15 protein-coding genes and 1 tRNA gene are annotated in these 16,450 nt (G+C 27.0%); 5 read left to right on the top strand and 11 right to left on the bottom strand.

Annotation, left to right across the window (positions count from 1 at the left end; all coding sequences use genetic code 4):
* Nucleotides 1–55: 55 nt before the first annotated feature.
* The 3 genes from ACPYPZ_RS01175 to ACPYPZ_RS01165 form a co-directional block, all read right to left on the bottom strand.
* A complete protein-coding gene (locus ACPYPZ_RS01175; RefSeq protein WP_426461504.1) occupies nucleotides 56–472 on the bottom strand; it encodes an MscL family protein in 417 nt (138 codons plus the stop codon).
* A 108-nt stretch (nucleotides 473–580) separates the two neighbouring features.
* On the bottom strand, nucleotides 581–937 hold the full coding sequence (locus ACPYPZ_RS01170; protein WP_426461503.1) for a hypothetical protein: 357 nt from the start codon (nucleotides 935–937) through the stop codon (nucleotides 581–583).
* Between the two features lie 26 nt (nucleotides 938–963).
* The gene (locus tag ACPYPZ_RS01165; RefSeq protein WP_426461502.1) at nucleotides 964–1,983 is read right to left on the bottom strand and encodes a nicotinate phosphoribosyltransferase; all 1,020 of its coding nucleotides are present in this window, start codon (nucleotides 1,981–1,983) and stop codon (nucleotides 964–966) included.
* A gap of 161 nt (nucleotides 1,984–2,144) precedes the next feature.
* Here ACPYPZ_RS01165 and ACPYPZ_RS01160 point away from each other — a divergent pair, with 161 nt between their 5' ends.
* A complete protein-coding gene (locus tag ACPYPZ_RS01160; RefSeq protein WP_426461501.1) occupies nucleotides 2,145–3,473 on the top strand; it encodes a hypothetical protein in 1,329 nt (442 codons plus the stop codon).
* A 44-nt stretch (nucleotides 3,474–3,517) separates the two neighbouring features.
* Here ACPYPZ_RS01160 and ACPYPZ_RS01155 read toward each other — a convergent pair whose 3' ends face one another.
* From ACPYPZ_RS01155 to mutM, 4 genes are read right to left on the bottom strand one after another with little or no spacing between them, the layout of a single operon-like run.
* Nucleotides 3,518–5,143 carry a hypothetical protein gene (locus tag ACPYPZ_RS01155; protein ID WP_426461500.1) on the bottom strand — a complete coding sequence of 542 codons (1,626 nt, stop codon included), beginning with the start codon at nucleotides 5,141–5,143 and terminating at the stop codon, nucleotides 3,518–3,520.
* Nucleotides 5,144–5,151: 8 nt separating this feature from the next.
* The gene (locus tag ACPYPZ_RS01150; protein WP_426461499.1) at nucleotides 5,152–5,472 is read right to left on the bottom strand and encodes a Smr/MutS family protein; all 321 of its coding nucleotides are present in this window, start codon (nucleotides 5,470–5,472) and stop codon (nucleotides 5,152–5,154) included.
* Nucleotides 5,463–5,966, bottom strand: coding sequence for a cysteine hydrolase family protein (locus tag ACPYPZ_RS01145; protein WP_426461498.1), 504 nt, complete (start codon nucleotides 5,964–5,966; stop codon nucleotides 5,463–5,465). The genes ACPYPZ_RS01150 and ACPYPZ_RS01145 overlap by 10 nt, the downstream gene beginning before the upstream one ends.
* Nucleotides 5,967–5,980: 14 nt before the next feature.
* Nucleotides 5,981–6,838: a bifunctional DNA-formamidopyrimidine glycosylase/DNA-(apurinic or apyrimidinic site) lyase gene (gene mutM / locus ACPYPZ_RS01140; protein ID WP_426461497.1), complete on the bottom strand. Its 858-nt coding sequence runs from the start codon at nucleotides 6,836–6,838 to the stop codon at nucleotides 5,981–5,983.
* A 168-nt stretch (nucleotides 6,839–7,006) separates the two neighbouring features.
* On the opposite strand from mutM, the gene ACPYPZ_RS01135 reads away from it, so the two are divergent.
* Together ACPYPZ_RS01135 and ACPYPZ_RS01130 are read left to right on the top strand one after the other, a co-directional pair.
* A complete protein-coding gene (locus ACPYPZ_RS01135; RefSeq protein ID WP_426461496.1) occupies nucleotides 7,007–8,683 on the top strand; it encodes an ATP-binding cassette domain-containing protein in 1,677 nt (558 codons plus the stop codon).
* Nucleotides 8,670–10,265, top strand: a complete 1,596-nt coding sequence (locus tag ACPYPZ_RS01130; protein WP_426461495.1) for an ATP-binding cassette domain-containing protein — start codon at nucleotides 8,670–8,672, stop codon at nucleotides 10,263–10,265. The genes ACPYPZ_RS01135 and ACPYPZ_RS01130 overlap by 14 nt, the downstream gene beginning before the upstream one ends.
* 389 nt (nucleotides 10,266–10,654) lie before the next feature.
* Here ACPYPZ_RS01130 and ACPYPZ_RS01125 read toward each other — a convergent pair whose 3' ends face one another.
* From ACPYPZ_RS01125 to ACPYPZ_RS01110, 4 genes are all read right to left on the bottom strand, one after another.
* A complete protein-coding gene (locus ACPYPZ_RS01125) occupies nucleotides 10,655–11,053 on the bottom strand; it encodes a hypothetical protein (protein ID WP_426461494.1) in 399 nt (132 codons plus the stop codon).
* A complete protein-coding gene (gene gltX / locus ACPYPZ_RS01120; protein ID WP_426461493.1) occupies nucleotides 11,043–12,464 on the bottom strand; it encodes a glutamate--tRNA ligase in 1,422 nt (473 codons plus the stop codon). Before gltX ends, ACPYPZ_RS01125 begins: the two co-directional genes overlap by 11 nt.
* Before the next feature lie 205 nt (nucleotides 12,465–12,669).
* On the bottom strand, nucleotides 12,670–13,224 hold the full coding sequence (locus ACPYPZ_RS01115) for a hypothetical protein (RefSeq protein WP_426461492.1): 555 nt from the start codon (nucleotides 13,222–13,224) through the stop codon (nucleotides 12,670–12,672).
* The gene (locus ACPYPZ_RS01110; protein WP_426461491.1) at nucleotides 13,202–14,650 is read right to left on the bottom strand and encodes a putative cysteine peptidase; all 1,449 of its coding nucleotides are present in this window, start codon (nucleotides 14,648–14,650) and stop codon (nucleotides 13,202–13,204) included. Before ACPYPZ_RS01110 ends, ACPYPZ_RS01115 begins: the two co-directional genes overlap by 23 nt.
* Before the next feature lie 285 nt (nucleotides 14,651–14,935).
* Between ACPYPZ_RS01110 and ACPYPZ_RS01105 the strand changes: the two genes are divergently transcribed.
* A tRNA-Lys gene (locus ACPYPZ_RS01105) sits at nucleotides 14,936–15,011 on the top strand.
* A 59-nt stretch (nucleotides 15,012–15,070) separates the two neighbouring features.
* Nucleotides 15,071–16,357 (top strand): amidohydrolase, encoded by a 1,287-nt coding sequence (locus ACPYPZ_RS01100; RefSeq protein WP_426461490.1) that lies wholly within the window; start codon nucleotides 15,071–15,073, stop codon nucleotides 16,355–16,357.
* Nucleotides 16,358–16,450: the final 93 nt, after the last annotated feature.

Below are 16,450 nucleotides of genomic sequence, written 5' to 3'. Positions count from 1 at the left end.
TATTAATTATACAATTTTAGCGAAGAAAAAGCACCAAAAACGGTGCTTTTATTCATTATTTTTTATCAATGTTTTGGTTTAATTTTTTAAGCTCTTCTAAAATAAGTTCTTCTGTTGTAGGAGCAGGCGCTGCTGGTGCTGGAGTAGGGTTTTTAGCTTCTTTTCTAGCTTTAACTGAATTGTGCACTAAGAAGTATCCGAATAAAATTAAGAATACTACAAGTGAAACAATTACGAATGATAATAAAGCAGCTAAGAAGTTACCGATTCTTACACCACCCTTTGTAACTCATAATTTAAGCTCATCAAATTTTAATAAGTGAGCAATAGGAGCCATAATAACATCTTGTGCAAGTGATGTTACTAATGCACCAAATACTGTTCCTAATAATAAACCAATAGCTAAGAATAAGATATTTCCTTTCTTAAGCATTGATTTTGAATCTGACATTGCTTTTTTATATTTGTTCATAAATTTCTTTTCTTTAAGCTTTTTTATTAATTAAAAAGTTTGTGAAATTTACAAAAATAATAGCATATTTTAAATGTGTTTTACAAATTTTTTAAAATTTTTTTAAGCCTAGCTCAAAGCACTTCCGACCAAAAATATGACAAACATAATACCAAATACCACACCTAAAAACAGTGGAAAATTATATTTTGCTCTTTCTCAAGAAGGAAGGTACATTCCTGTTTTTTCATAAGTAATATGTTGTCTTTTTGGATTTTCTTTTTTATAGTCTTCTAGTTGCATTGCTTTATATTCTTTAAGCCTTTTAAGTGAATATGTGTAATATAAAACAAAGAATGTAATTGATAAAATTAAACTTAATACACAAATTAAAATCAGTACTCATAACGGTGCATGGAACATTTTGCTATGAGCGTTTGAAATCGGATCATCAACATAGAAATAGTTAGTTAAATTGTTTATCATTTATCTCCTAATAAAAACAAAAGGTATTATGCACCTTTTGTGTATGTAATTAAATTCGGATTTTCACGGTAGCTTCTTCCTTCTTTGGCTTGTGATTGTCCATTTAACATAGTTGCATCCGCTGAAAAACTATTGCTTAATTTAAAAATACTTTGTCCAACACCGTAATAATCAACTGGTACTTTTTGTTCTTCAAATAATTTAATTTTCTTAGCATTAAATCCACTTGAAACTACTATTTTGTATTCAGTAGCTCCTGCTTCATCTAATGCTTTACGTAAACGTTTAACTTGTTCTGGATTTACTCCGTATTCTGGTTCTTCATTGTCAAACATATGATCGACCATATTTTTTCCAGTATCAAGACGCACACCTCATACTTTATTACCTAATGCTTCATAAACCTTAAGTGAATCACCTATTACATCATTATGATAATCAACTAGGGCTATTAATTTAGATTCAGGAAAACATTGATTAAATGCTTTAGTTGCAGCAACTGTATCTCCATTAAATCCTTGAATTAAAACGTGTGGCATACTTCCGAAAATTGAATGATCGTTTTCATTAAAATCACTTTGCATTGATTGTTGGGCTAAGGTCGAAACTAATGTAATTCCTGCTTGAGCAACTGCTTTACCATCAATTTCTTGAGTTATATAGTGATCAGCACGATCACCCATAAAAATAACTTCTTTATCACCAGCTGCTTTTTTACAATGATATGCATTAGTTGCAATTGAAGTATTACGAGCTAAGATACCATCGATCATTCCTTCTCAGATTCCAAAATCTTGGTAGTGACCTGTTAATTCTAAAACAATATCTAAGTTATTAATAATTGTTCCGTCAGGTAAATATTTAATAGTGTATTTTGATGTATCAGTTACTTCTTCAAGTAAATCTAACACTTCTTGCATTCCAAAAAGCATTGTGTCATCTTTACGTTGAAAGAATTGTAAAGTAATTATGTTGTTAGGTTTAATTGTCTCTAAAATTTTCTGTGTATTTTTAAAATATTTAGCAATATATCTTGTTTTATCCACGATAACTCCTTTAAATTTCGTTTAAAGTTTAATTAACATTATATTATTTTTTACAACTTAACTAAATAAAACAACTGAAAAAGAACGACAAAATTACCATAAATTTGACTTTTTTAAAAAATATTTGACTTAAAAATAAGTAAATCGCTTATAATCAAAAAATGAATATAATGTATGAATATAATTTAACAGACAAAATCAGGAAAAAATTAGAAAAAAAAGCTCTTTTTACCTTTTTTTCTCAATTATTCTTTTTTGTCTTTGCACTTGTAAGTATCGGCTTTGCTATTTACTTAGGAATATTTTATTTATATACTGAAAAAGGAGAAATTAATAAAGGGACTATTACACAATTAGTTCTATTATCTATTTGAGCTTTCATTTGTCTTATTTTTATTGGTTACATCAAATATTATGATTACCAATATTGAACAAAAAATATAAAACAAGGCAAATTATGTGCTAAACAAAAAATTAAACATCTTAATTTCAAAATCTTATTTTTTAATCCACTTTTTATAAGAAACTTTTTAAAAAATTCTTATTTAAAACTAGATGAAAAAATCGATCAAATAGATTTATATGATGTTGATGAATATTTGAATATTATTCAAAATAAAAAATGAATTGATTTTTATCAAAAATATTTAAAAGTTAGCATTTTAGATCTTACCTTAGCTTCAATGCTACTTGCATTATTTATTATAATTAGCGTTTTAAAACGCTACACTCCACTCAAGTATCTAAGCATTAACTTTGAATATATTTTTGCGATTGTTTATGCTTATTTATTTAAATATGTTAAAGGTTCATTTTTAGCATTTTTATCTGATGCACTAGGTTTAATTATTAGTGGATATATCGGATTATGATACTGAGTTTACGCTATTGTGCCTATTTTTGTGGTTATTTTTGCTTCACTAATGTTTGAATTATTTAGACTGAAAAAGAGTCTAATGCTTATTATTTCCAATGTAGTATTATGATTAGTGCTAATTTTATTTACAGTGTTATTTATTCATAGACTAGCTATTACTACTGGTGATTCTTTTAGAATTTCAGTTATTTTTGAAATCAAGTCATTACCTATTGTAGTTGGTTGAGTCTTATTTGGTTTAATAGTTGCATTTAATATTTTTATTTTATTAGCAACCTTATATTGATTTAAAAAACGTGGTGCTCACAAGAAATTTGCCGATCGTTTAATGAATTTTATTTTTCTGACCACAATTGTTGTTTGTGTAGTTGTGATCGCACGTTGAATTTGAGGTCCATATGCTTGAATTAAATATTCAGAATATGTTGGAAAAATTAGAAGTGATAAATATGAAACTAACGCAGATTGATACTTTTCATTAATGATGCTTTTTGCCTTAAAATCATTTATTGCTATGCCAATTTATGTATTCGTGGTATTTAGTATTTTTTCACCAATGCAATATCTTAGAAATAGATATTTTATTCAAAGTTTATCACTTAAATATAAATAGAAAAAATCTTACAAGTTATTTTCCTTGTAAGATTTTTTAGTCTCTTATTTAGTAAAGTAAAGTTTCATTTGTCCACTAAATTCTTTGGTAGTTGTTGAACTAGAATCATTTGAATTATAAACTTCGGCAGCAATTGTGTAATTAACTAAAATTTCAATTCTATTTTCAGAATAAAGTGCAGTTGAAGCATCTTTAAAACTAATGTTTAAATAAGGAATTTGGAATTTATTAGCAACTAATCCATTATCAGTATTAAAGTTATCACCTTGTTTATTTAAAATGTAATTTGCTTGACCGACTGCCACTGTTAAATTGTAATTTGCAGATAAGTTCAAATTAAACTTACTATCAGTTGCATTAGTTGGACGAATAATTTGCATATCAGCAAGTCCTAAACGCATTAATTTTTGTTTATCTAAAATTAAGTTTTCTTTATTTTCAGCAGCTGCATATCAATCAAAAACTTTCTTACTTTTATCTTGATTCATCGCAAAATCCGCTGTATGACTAATAAACATATTTAGATTTTGTAGTGATTGAAATCCAGTAAATGTATGCACAAGATTTTTTGATGTAACATTACTTCCAAAATTTGAATCATAATAACGTAAAGAAATATTAACAGTTAAACTGCCATCAAGGTCGTTAGGATAAAATTGTGTTTCTGATTGAATAGCTTCATTTTCGTACATTTGGTATTCTGCAGGAAGTTCAAAGAATGAAAACCCAAAATCAATACCTTGTTCTTTTTTAGCTAAATAACTTGAAGGATAACTATTTAATTGATTTTCTGATAAGTTTTTTGCTTTAAGTTGGTGATCAACTAAATAATCAAGATAATCATTTGTTGTATATTCATAATCTCTTAAATCAATTTCACCACTAAAAAGGAATTTCCCAGTTTTAATTGAAGCGATTGAACCAGTTGCTACTAATCCTTTATTAGTTTCTTTTAATTCTAAACTTGCAAATTGTAAATTATTACTTGGGTATTTTTCGGTTGTAAAATCACCGTCTCAATATAAAACACTTATATCTTTAATATATTTTTTATAGTCAAACCCTGGTTGTTTGAGTTGAGCAACAGTTATCTTGTTTTGCATTAATAAATCTTTATCAAAGATTACAGTTACATTTTTAATATTTTTTTCTATAGGTTTATTATTGTTATCTGGTTCTGGTGCAGGTTCAGGTTTTGGTTCTGGTGCAGGTTCAGGTTTTGGTTCTGGTGCAGGTTCAGGTTTTGGTTCTGGTGCAGGTTCAGGTTTTGGTTCTGGTGCAGGTTCAGGTTTTGGTTCTGGTGCAGGTTCAGGTTTTGGTTCTGGTGCAGGTTCAGGTTTTGGTTCTGGTGCAGGTTCAGGTTTTGGTTCTGGTGCAGGTTCAGGTTTTGGTTCTGGTGCAGGTTCAGGTTTTGGTTCTGGTGCAGGTTCAGGTTTTGGTTCTGGTGCAGGTTCAGGTTTTGGTTCTGGTGCAGGTTCAGGTTTTGGTTCTGGTGCTGGTTCAGGTTTTGGTTCTGGTGCAGGTTCAGGTTTTGGTTCTGGTGCAGGTTCAGGTTTTGGTTCTGGTGCAGGTTTTACATCATTATCGCATCCTGCAGAAAGAACTAAAAGTGGTGAAGCTACAACACTAATTCCACTAGTTAATAACAATTTTTTAAATCTTTTTTTCATACTATCTCCTATTTTTTAAACTTTTCAAAAATATCTTCTATTTCTAATTCATCAATAATTTCATTATCATCATCATCAAAGTCTTGATTATAAAAGTAATCATAATTTGTCGCTTGAGATACATAATATGCACCTCGATCGTTTTCTAAAACATAGTTTAAATTATTTTGTTCTAGCATTTTTTCTACAGTCGCTTGTAAAATACCAGTACCCTTACCTGTGATAAACATTACGGCATCAATTTTTCTTTTCTTAAACTCATTGATATATTGGAACACCACAATACTTGCTTCTTGCGATTCTAATCCATGCAAATCTACTATTTTCATTTTTTAACTATAACTCCTGCGTTCTTCATTAGCGATAAAGCAAACTCTTGAAATTGAGCAGCATTATGCTCTAAACTATCATATGTAGCAACAGCATCACTATATACTATTATTTTATTCTTTAAATTTTGATTATAAAAATATGTTTGTAAAGTTAAAACCAGTTGTAAAACACAAATATCAGTGCAACATCCAACAATTTTAATTGTGTCGAATTTTTTTAATTCATCTAAATTAAGCTCAAAAAAAGCATTCGTAGTATTTTTATAAACATACTTTTGAGCAAATTCTTTCAATTCATCTACAACTTCAGCTTCTCTTGAACCCTTTATACAATGAATTGGAAAATCATTCATTTCTAAATCTTCTTTAGCGTGAGCATCGCAAATAAATAAATTGTTTTCAGCACTTTCTAAAATTTGTTTAATTATTGGAACAATGTTTTTTACATTCTCGCTTGCTAAAGGTCCAAAATCAGCAAAACCTTTTAACATATCTACAACTATAACTATTTCATTTTTTCTATTTGACATTGTGGACAAAAAGTTGTTCCCCTTCCATTTGGTTTATAATCTAATCTTACTTTTATAAGCTTAGTATTTTTACATCTTTGACATAAAGTGTTTGCTTTACCGTAAACTTTCAATTGTTCTTGAAAAGTACCCTTTGCATCATTAACGGATTGGTAAGTATGAACACTACTTCCACCAGCTAAAATACTTGCATCCATTATTTCTTGTGCTGCATTTAATATTTTATTTAACTCGCTTATTGTAACTAAATTACATTTAGTCATTGGATGAACTTTAGCTTGGTATAAAGCTTCATCTGCATAAATATTACCTATCCCTAAAACTAGTGATTGATCTAATAAAACCGATTTAATGCTAATATTCTTCTTTAATAGCTTTTGATGTAGTTTTAAGGTATCAACATCTTTTGGAAGCTTAGCTAATTTTTTAATTTCATATAAACTACGTTTATCATTATTCAAAACTAACTCAAAACCTCCAAATTGACGTGCATCATTATATGCAACTATTTTTTGATTATCTAAATAAAAGAAAACATAGTTATGCTTTTGATGCAATAAATGTGTTTCATCACTTAATGAACCGACATAAAATTTTCCAGACATTCTAAGATGCGAAATAATTCGTGTTTCATCTTCTAATGTAATTTGAATAAACTTTCCTATATTTTCCACTTTAATTATTTGTTTATTGATAATGTTTCTTTCAAATTCTTTGGTGTCGATATTTTTAATTAGTTTTGCTAAGCTAATTTTTACTTTAATTATCTTTTGATTAATTAAACTTTCTCTTAAAGAATTTGTAACAACTGTAACTTCAGGATATTCAGGCATACACATATTTTACCATATTCATCACTGTATATTTTTTTAGTAAAAAGTTAAAAAGTGCAGTATTTTAGACATAAAAAATAATTTATTTAACTAATAAATAAATAAATCATATTGAGCGAAATTGTTTAAATCTTTTATAATTTTATTAATACATTTTTGAGGAACATTATGCAAAAGAAACACACAAAAAAAGAGACTTGAAAAGTTAAAAAATATACATGATTATTTATTTTTCTCACAATAGCTTCAGTATGCTCAGGTGTACTATATTTTATCATCGCTTATTTATTTCAAAATTTAATCACACAATTATCAACTTTGAACTTAGAAGAAAACACTAAACTAACAATTTCACAGCAATATGGTAAATTGTTTGTTTATTTAGCAGCATCTTTTGCTGCGATAGCTTTATCATTTATCACTAATATCATCACGAATTATGCTTACTATAAATTAGAAATGGATTTATCTTTTAAACTTTTCAAACGTCAATTACTTGATAAAAATATTTCTAAAATCCTAAATGTTTCAAAAGATAAAAAGTTATTTCTTTTAACTGGTGCAATGCAAAATATTGTCCTTGCTAATGGAATTTCCTTTATTAACTTTTTTAGTACTTTAGTATTTTTAGTTGCAATTATTGCAACTTTAGGTTACTTTGCACCACTTGCTTTAACTTATATTATTCCACTTGCACTAGTTGCAATCATTGTTCCAATGTTTTTCAAAAGACAAAGTAATAAATTTGCAAAACAATTACAAGAAGTGAAATCTAATCCATATAAAACAGATTTAATTGCTTTAAATGCCTTAAAAAGTTATAAATTAAATAATTCTGAAAATCTCTTTAATTGATACAAAAACAAAAACGAGGAATATACCAAAACTAAAGTTAAAAAGCTTTCTAATATGCGTCTTCCACTTTCTTTTTCAAGTTTGTTTGCATATTATACAATTTTCCTTTTAATGATTTTATGTACTATGTTCTTAACTATTTATCAAGAACTTAGCATAGGGGTATTGTCATTAATTCTTTTAGCCGCAAAAAACCTTGCAGATAAAGGAGTGGTAATTATTATTAATTTCTATGAATTAAACAATGCTGACAAAATCGCAAATGAAACAATCTCAAAATCATCAAAAAGTAATAAAGAATATCAAATAGAAAGCGATGAAGATTTTAATTTCGAAACACAAATCGAACGAGTTGATTTAAAGATTGAGCATTTTGGATTTGATAATCAAGAATTATTTAGCAAAATTAATTTTAACTTTGCAAACAACCAAAGAATTTTAATTTCAGGAGCGAGCGGAAGCGGAAAAACCACTTTCTTAAGGTTGCTAATTGGAAGTTATGAAACATTACCAACTTACCAATTAAGTCGTAATAATTTAGCCTTAAATAATATTAAAAATGAACAAGCTAATCTTTATAAAGATTTTTATTTAGTTAAAAATAATGCAAATTTATACCCTGGAACTATTTTAGAAAATATTACTTTCGGTGATGATACCAAAAATGATGAAGCAATTAAACTATCTAAATTATTTAATCTAACTATCGAAACATTAGAAAGTAATGTCTCACTTGATTCGGTTCCATTATCAGTCGGTCAAACTCAAAGAGTAGCAATTTTACAAGCAATTCTATCTGGTAAAAGATTCTTAATTTTTGATGATAGCTTTTCAAACATTGATGTTGATAACACCGAAATTATTCTAAATTACTTAAAAAACAACAATTATACTTTTATTTTAGTATCTAATACCACGAGTGTTAAACATCAAAAATACTTTACAAAACAATATGAATTAAGAGAAGGAGGTCTATATGAAAACGCATAGTTTGCTATGAAAAGGACATATGGGTCTTTTTCTCTTTAACCTCTTTTTATGAATTATAAACGCTGTAATTCAATCTTTAAATATTTGAATTACTGTTAACTTCTTTAATGAAATAATTAAGCATTCTGTTGATCATGAGCTTGCTGATGTATTTACTTGAGTTTACGTTTATGTAGGAGTTAATCTATTAAACTTCATTATTTTTCCTTTAATGGAAAGATATTTAATTAGACTAGAATATGCTGTTTTTAGTAATATGCGTGTTCAAATTATGGAAAAAATCTCAAAATTACACCCTCGTTATTTTGTTAACTCTAATCCTGATGAATTTTTAAATAAACTTGAAAATGAAGGACAAAAATTAACCGAAGGAATAATGTCTTGGCAAAATGCAGTTAATGGAATAGTTAATATTTTAGGTGTAATCATAATCTTCTCAAGTTTTGGAAGCCCGATTGTTTTATTAATTTTAGGAATTGTGGTGTTTTTAAAAATTAGCTTAAATATTTTTGTCGCTCAATATAACTCAAAAATTCAAGTTAAAAAAATGGATCTTGAGGATACTCGAATTAAAAAAGTATCAATTTGAATCGATAGCATTCATAACTTTATTTTTGGTAATAAAAAACTAATGCTTTATAACTACTTTAAAAAAGATACCGCAAAAATTTATAAAGACCATTTTAAAATCAAAAACTCAGAAAGTATTGCTGACTTATTTACTAAGTTAATTGATTTTGGTTTATTAGCATCGTTCTTTGTTGCTGGTTTTGCTTTATACAAAGCTCATTTAATTGACTTTGCAATTCTTTTAACCATCATTCTTTACTTTAATGAAATCTTAATTCAATTTACCTTTATTATTTCATTGATTAAAAAATTCAAAGAAATGGGTAAATTACGTAATAAACTCAAAAACTATTTTGCAAGTAAAATTCAAAGTAATTTCTTAGTAAAAGAAACTTTTGAATCATTTTATAGTAATAATTTATCAATTAGTTACAACAATAATAGCTACATCTTTAAAGATTTTAAATTCAGCATCATACCTAATGATAAAGTTTTAATTGTTGGTGAATCAGGAAGTGGTAAAAGCACTCTAACTAAAGCATTATTAAACTTAATGAATTATAATGGAGAGATTTACTTTAACAATCACTTAATCACACCAGAAATAGATTTAAGTCAAAATATTGGTTATTGTGAAGTCAACTCTCAGCTCTTACCTTTTGATAATCTAGCAAAAGTAATTTCAGGTGATGAAAATCCTGATTTAGAAAAAATTCAAGCACTTTGCAAACAATTAAATATCGATTACACAGAGCATTTAAAATTTGATATTAATTCTTTATCAATTGGAGAACAACAAAAAATCAAATTAGCAAACACCTTTTATCAAGATAAAGAAATTTATATTCTTGATGAAGTTATTTCAAATTTAGATGAAGCAAATCGTACAATGATTGCGGAAAACATTTTAAATATGGATAAAACAATTATTGTTATATCTCACCATATTGCACAAACCAAAATTAAAAAGCAATTCAATAAAGTTATTGATTTAGCAAAAGTTAAACATTAAGATGCAACTTGTAAAAGTTGTATTTTTAATAACTATTTATTAAGCTTTAAAAGAAAAACAAGAATATATTTTCCACTATTTAGTTATTCCTACAGCCATCCCAAAAGCTCTGAAAAAAGAAAAATTTTTAGAACTAGATATCGCAATACCAGATATTACAATTCAAAAAGACATTGCACAAAAATTAACATTTTTAGATAATTTCATCAAAAATTCATTAAATAGTCTACCAAAACTCATCGAACTTGAAAACCAACGTTTTGAATACTATCTCAAAGAATTATTTAATTTCGACAAATAACATTCTGTTCGCATTGTAAATAATGCGAACATTTTTAAATAAAAACTCATTTACCATAACAGTAAATGAGTGTGTGTATTAATAATTATTATTCAGTAATTTTAAGTTCAATTTCGTATGTTCCAATTACATCATCAGCTTCAAATCCTTTAGCTAATGTATATTCGAATGCATAGTAATTAGGTTCTTTAAAATCAGCTTTATATCAGTGAGAAACTAAATTAAATGTATATTCTTTTCCATCATCTAATGTTAAAGATAATTCAAATTCAGTTTTTTCATCTCTTTTAAGGAAAACTGTTGAACTTCCTGCAAAAATATTAATTTGTTTTTCTGAAAGTTCAATTCTGTTTTCTACATCTAAACTTGGTTCAGTAAAGCTAAATACTTTAAAACCATTTTCATTTGAAATTTCTACTGGTGAAGCAAATTCAATAGTTTGTGATTCACCATTCTGTTTAATAATTGATTTAAAATTAATTGTCATAGTTCTCCAAACGTTTTAAGATTGTTTCTTCTCCGAATAAATAAATTGCTTTTGCTAATTCAGGACCGTGTGCAATACATGTTGCTGCTAAACGAATTGGCATAAATAAATTTTTACCTTTTACACCTAATTCAGCTTGTGTAGCATTAATTGCAGCTTGAATATTTTCAATTGTAAATTCTTCCTTATTAGTTAAATCTAATAAGTGTTTTTTGAATGTTTTAACTGTTAATAAATCTTTTTCATCAAAGTCTTGTTTATCAAATGAAAGATTAATATATTCATTTAAGTGTGATTTAAGTTCTGTAATTGTCACAGCACTTTGTTTGAAAGTATCAACAAATAAATTTAATCATTCATCTGTGAACATTCCTTCATCAAGATTCATCATTGCAATTAATTCATCATTATCTTTATTTTTAAGATATTGTTTTGAGAATCAATTCATCTTAACAATGTCAAATTTAGAAGGACTTTTACTTAAACGAGCAGGATCGAATTTTTGAATTAATTCTTCTTTTGTCATCATTTCTGAACCATCTGCTGCAGTTCATCCTAATAATGCTAAGAAGTTAAAAATTCCTTCGTGCATGTATCCTTCATTTTTATAATCTTCAATAAATTGTTTTAAGCTTTCATCACGTTTAGATAATTTCTTACCTTCCATATTAGTGATGATTGTTAAGTGTCCAAATTGAGGAGCTTCTCAACCCATATATTTATAAATCATTAATTGTTTTGGTGTGTTACCAATGTGTTCTTCACCACGAAGAATGTGTGAAATTTGCATATCGTAGTCATCAACTACCACAGCAAGGTTATATGTAGGGTATCCATCAGATTTATAAATAACCCAATCACCTAAATCACTTGAATTATATGCGATATGTCCACGAACTAAATCTTCTCATTCTAGAGTTACATCTTTAGGCATTACTAAACGAATTGAGTATTCACCAGCAGCATCTCTACGTGCCTTTTCTTCCTCTGAGATTTTTAATCAATTTCTATCATATCTAAAGCTTGGAATTCCTTTAGCATCAGATTCTTCTCTTTGTTTTTCTAATTCTTCAGTATTATCGTAAGCTTTATACGCATAACCTTTGTCTAATAATTCTTGAGCTACTGCTTTATAACGATCAAGTTTTTCACTTTGACGGTATTTACCACAGCTAGGGTTTGGTTTAAATGGGCTTTCATCTGGAATAACACCTAGTCAAGCTAAATTATCTAATTGACTAGCTTCACCACCTTCAACATTTCTTTTAACATCAGTATCTTCAAGTCTGAAAATAAAATCACCATTAAAATGTTTTGCAAATAAGTAGCAAAATAAAGCTGTTCTAGCACCACCGATATGTAAGTATCCTGTAGGACTAGGAGCGTAACGAGTTCTAACTTTCTTAGTCATATTTCTCTCCTTAAATAATTAATTTAATTATAAATTAATTTAAATACAGATGCAAAAAAACACACTTCTTTTTTTCTTAAAGTGTGTTTTGCATTAGTAATTAATTTTGGAAAAAATCTTTTTGGAAGCTTTTTATCTGTGAAACTTGAAGAAATAAATCAAATGCAGTCAAAATTGTTATAAAACTAATGAGTCAAAATTTAATTTAATTAATTTTTTTGTTTTTAGAATATTCTAAATACAAAAAAGTACAAGAAAACATAAATACAAGTATCATTGCGATTAAAATAGGTATTTGATAATAGTTTTGCGTTTCAAAGAAAAGTCGTGTATTTAACAAGATAGAGAAAATAAATAATATTAGAATGATTGTTGCATAAGCACAAACAAATATTTTTCTAGTATTTCCATTTTTAAAGTCAAAATTTAATTTTTCATAGTTAAAAATAGGAAATAAAGCGTAAACTCAATTGTTTTTATTGGATACATAATAAACTATTTGGATTAAATATAAAATAATTCCATAAATTAAATATGTAAACCACTTTTCTAACCATTCAATCATTGAATAATTAAGTGTCTTAACACCATCTCCACAATCACTTCCTGGTTGACACATTGAAGTATATTGAATTTTTGTAAAAGATAATATCAAGTAAAGTATTAATGAACCAACACCTATAAATAAAAAGATAATAATCAATCAATTTAAAATTAAAAAATATGGTTTCTTCATTTTAACAATCAGCTGTTTTGTCATAAATAATATAATCCTCGATTTGTCTTCAGTCATAATTTTGACCTTTATATTTGAAATATTTTTTTGTATTAGTGTAGTAATCTGAATAATTTTGTGGTTCTAAAGCAAAAAAAGTATTATTATGATTATCTAAATATCTAGAAATTAAACAAGCATTAGTTTTTTTGCTTCCTCATAAATTTGTAATTAAAAATTGACTTGTTTCTTCATCATATCCATAAGCTATCGCAACGTGATTGTATTCATAGTATTCACTAGTATTAACATCACTAATTGATAAAATGACAGGTAATTTTTTATTAACTATTCAGTTAACAGCCATTTTTCTTGATGAATATTTTTCAGTACTAAAATGAGGTAAATACTTATTTTGTGCTTTTTTGCCTTTTGCAAAATCAACATATAAGTATAATAACTTTTCAGCAGTCATTCCATTATAAAAATTATAGTGCTTATGATTTAAGTCATGTAAATAATAAGCAAATGTCTTTCTCTCTTCTTCAGTTTTTGCGTGATCATTATATTTTGTTCATTTAAAAACTGGTGATGTATATCTAATTTTATTTTCCGGATTATAATCATCTTTAATAAAACGCTTGTATTCTTCATCTGAAAATAATCCATCATATTTAAATAATTCATTATATAGCAGTAAATTAGCTAAAGCAATATAAGCACATCAACCCTTGCTTTTTTCAGCTCCGTGATACTTATCAGCTCTGTCTTCATCATATCCTACTCTATTATATGAGTCTCTTGTTAGTCATCACCATGCATGCTCTGATAAATTACTAACATTAGGATTGGAATAAAATGTTTCTTTTGCTCCTCTTCATATGCCTGCATATTCTACTGGTGTATATACAGTTGTTTTGTTGTCGTCTTTATTGCCTAATGTAATAAATCCTGAGTTATTCGGAATAATTCTTCTAACTTTTTCGATCTCACTAACTAACGAATTATTAGGTATATTGAGTTTGATAATTAAATCATCAATTTTGTCAATATTTAAAATATTAGAATTTAATAATTGTTTATACTTTAAATTAGTTAATTTTTCAATTAATCCATATGATGGTGCATAAAATAAATTATCGTTATTTTCGTATTCTGAAATATCTTGTCAAATCGTTTCTAAAGTGATTAAACTTTGGAAATCAATAACAGAGTATAAACCATCAAATGCTACTAAAATTACTTTTCGATTATTTAAATCAGTTATGTACTTATAAAATAATATTTTATGTTTATTTGTAGAATCAATTCTATTAATTCTTACTAATTCAGAATTAAGTATGTACTCATTGTTTGATTTTTCTTCATTATGAATAATATTGCTAGTAGATAAACTAACAAGCGGAGTTGCGGAAGCTAATAATGTTAATGAGCTTGCAAAAAATACTTTTTTCCATAATCTCGGTTTCATTTTTCCTCCTATATATGTAATATTTTTTCTTTGATATGCCTCCATTCATATCTACAATATTATTATATTCTTTTACAAATTAATATCTTAACTGTGTATATTTATAAAAAATCGTAAAAAAGCCAAAAAATTATAAAAAATATACAAAATAATAACTTTTATATAAATTTAAAAAAATAATCTATATTTTTTTATTTTCTAAATATTCATTTTCGTGTTTTTTGTATTTTTTAATAATATTTATTTTTTATTTATACACATTAAAAAAAGTTTTATAATCATATTGCATCGTTAGCTCAGTCGGTAGAGCAGCTGGCTCTTAACCAGCGGGTCGCAGGTTCGAACCCTGTACGATGTACCATTTCAAGAAATTGACCCTTTTAGCCCGTAATGGGCTTTTTTCATATATAAAGGAGTATTATGAATCAAATTTGAATTAAAAACGCAAGAGTTTTAACTATGGATGAACCATTAATTCTAGAAAACCAAAATATTTATATTACTGATAACAAAATTAAATATGTAGGTTCTAAAGAACTAGATGATTTTATTCCAACTAAAACCATAGATGCAAAACACAATCTTGTTATGCCTGGTTTAATTAATTCACACACACATATTTCAATGACATTATTGAGAAATTTTAGTGATGATTTAAATCTTGAAGATTGATTATTCAATCATATTTTCCCTATCGAAGACAAATTTACAGAAAAAGACATATATTTAGGTGCAAAACTTGGTGCTGCTGAGATGATTGCTTCAGGAACTACATCATTTATTGATATGTATTTCTTTGCTAATGAAACTGCCAAAATGTGTGAAGAAATGAATGTTCGTGGTTTTATCGGCATGGGCTTAGCACAAAATTCAATTGATCAACGTTTTAGTCAAGTTATTGAAATGTTTAAAAGATTTGATAATTCTAATCTAGTCACACCAATATTAGCTCCACATGCAGTTTATACAAATAACGAATATTCTTTTAGCAAAATTAAAGAACTACAAACCATTTTAAACAATCCTTTAATGACAATCCACTTAAACGAAAGTAAATCAGAAATTAATAACTGCATCAAAGAAACTTCATATACTCCAATTGAATGAATGAATCATTTTGGTTTATTAAACGAAAAAACAATTATTGCTCACGGAACATATTTAAGCGAGAAAGAAATAAAGATTTTAAACAAAACTAAATCAACAATAGTTCATAATCCGATTTCTAATCTTAAACTAGCATCTGGAATAGCACTAATTTCTAGTTATATTAAAAACGGAATTAATGTAACTCTAGGAACCGATGGTGCCGCTTCAAATAACACACTAGATATGTTTGAAACCATTAAAATAACTTCTCTTTTGGCTAAAGGTATCACACTTAATCCAACTGAACTAAATGCATTCGAAACATTAAAATTAGCAACCACAAATGCTGCTAAATCATTAGGAATGGAGAAACAACTCGGAAAAATTAAAGCTGGATATTTAGCAGATTTAATTTTTATCGATTTAGATAATATCCATCATACTCCAAACAATAATATTTTAAATTCATTAGTTTATTCAACTACTAAATCTGACGTCTATACAACAATAATAAATGGTCAAGTCGTTTATGAAAATAGAGAATTTAAAATTAAAGATTTTGATATTAATGACTTACGTACCGAAATACAAAACAGAATGAACGAAATAACTAAATAATGTGGAACAAAAGTGCTATTTTTCCACAAAATAGTAAAAAATTAAGGTCCATAATCTTTTAGGTATATAATAAAAAAAGAAGGTAAGAAATTA

Origin of the sequence: Mycoplasma hafezii (assembly GCF_049942695.1) — a bacterium.
Lineage (GTDB): Bacteria > Bacillota_I > Bacilli_A > Mycoplasmatales > Metamycoplasmataceae > Mycoplasmopsis > Mycoplasmopsis hafezii.
The sequence above is the reverse complement of the archived record's forward strand: the minus strand, read 5'-3'. Positions and strand labels throughout refer to the sequence as shown.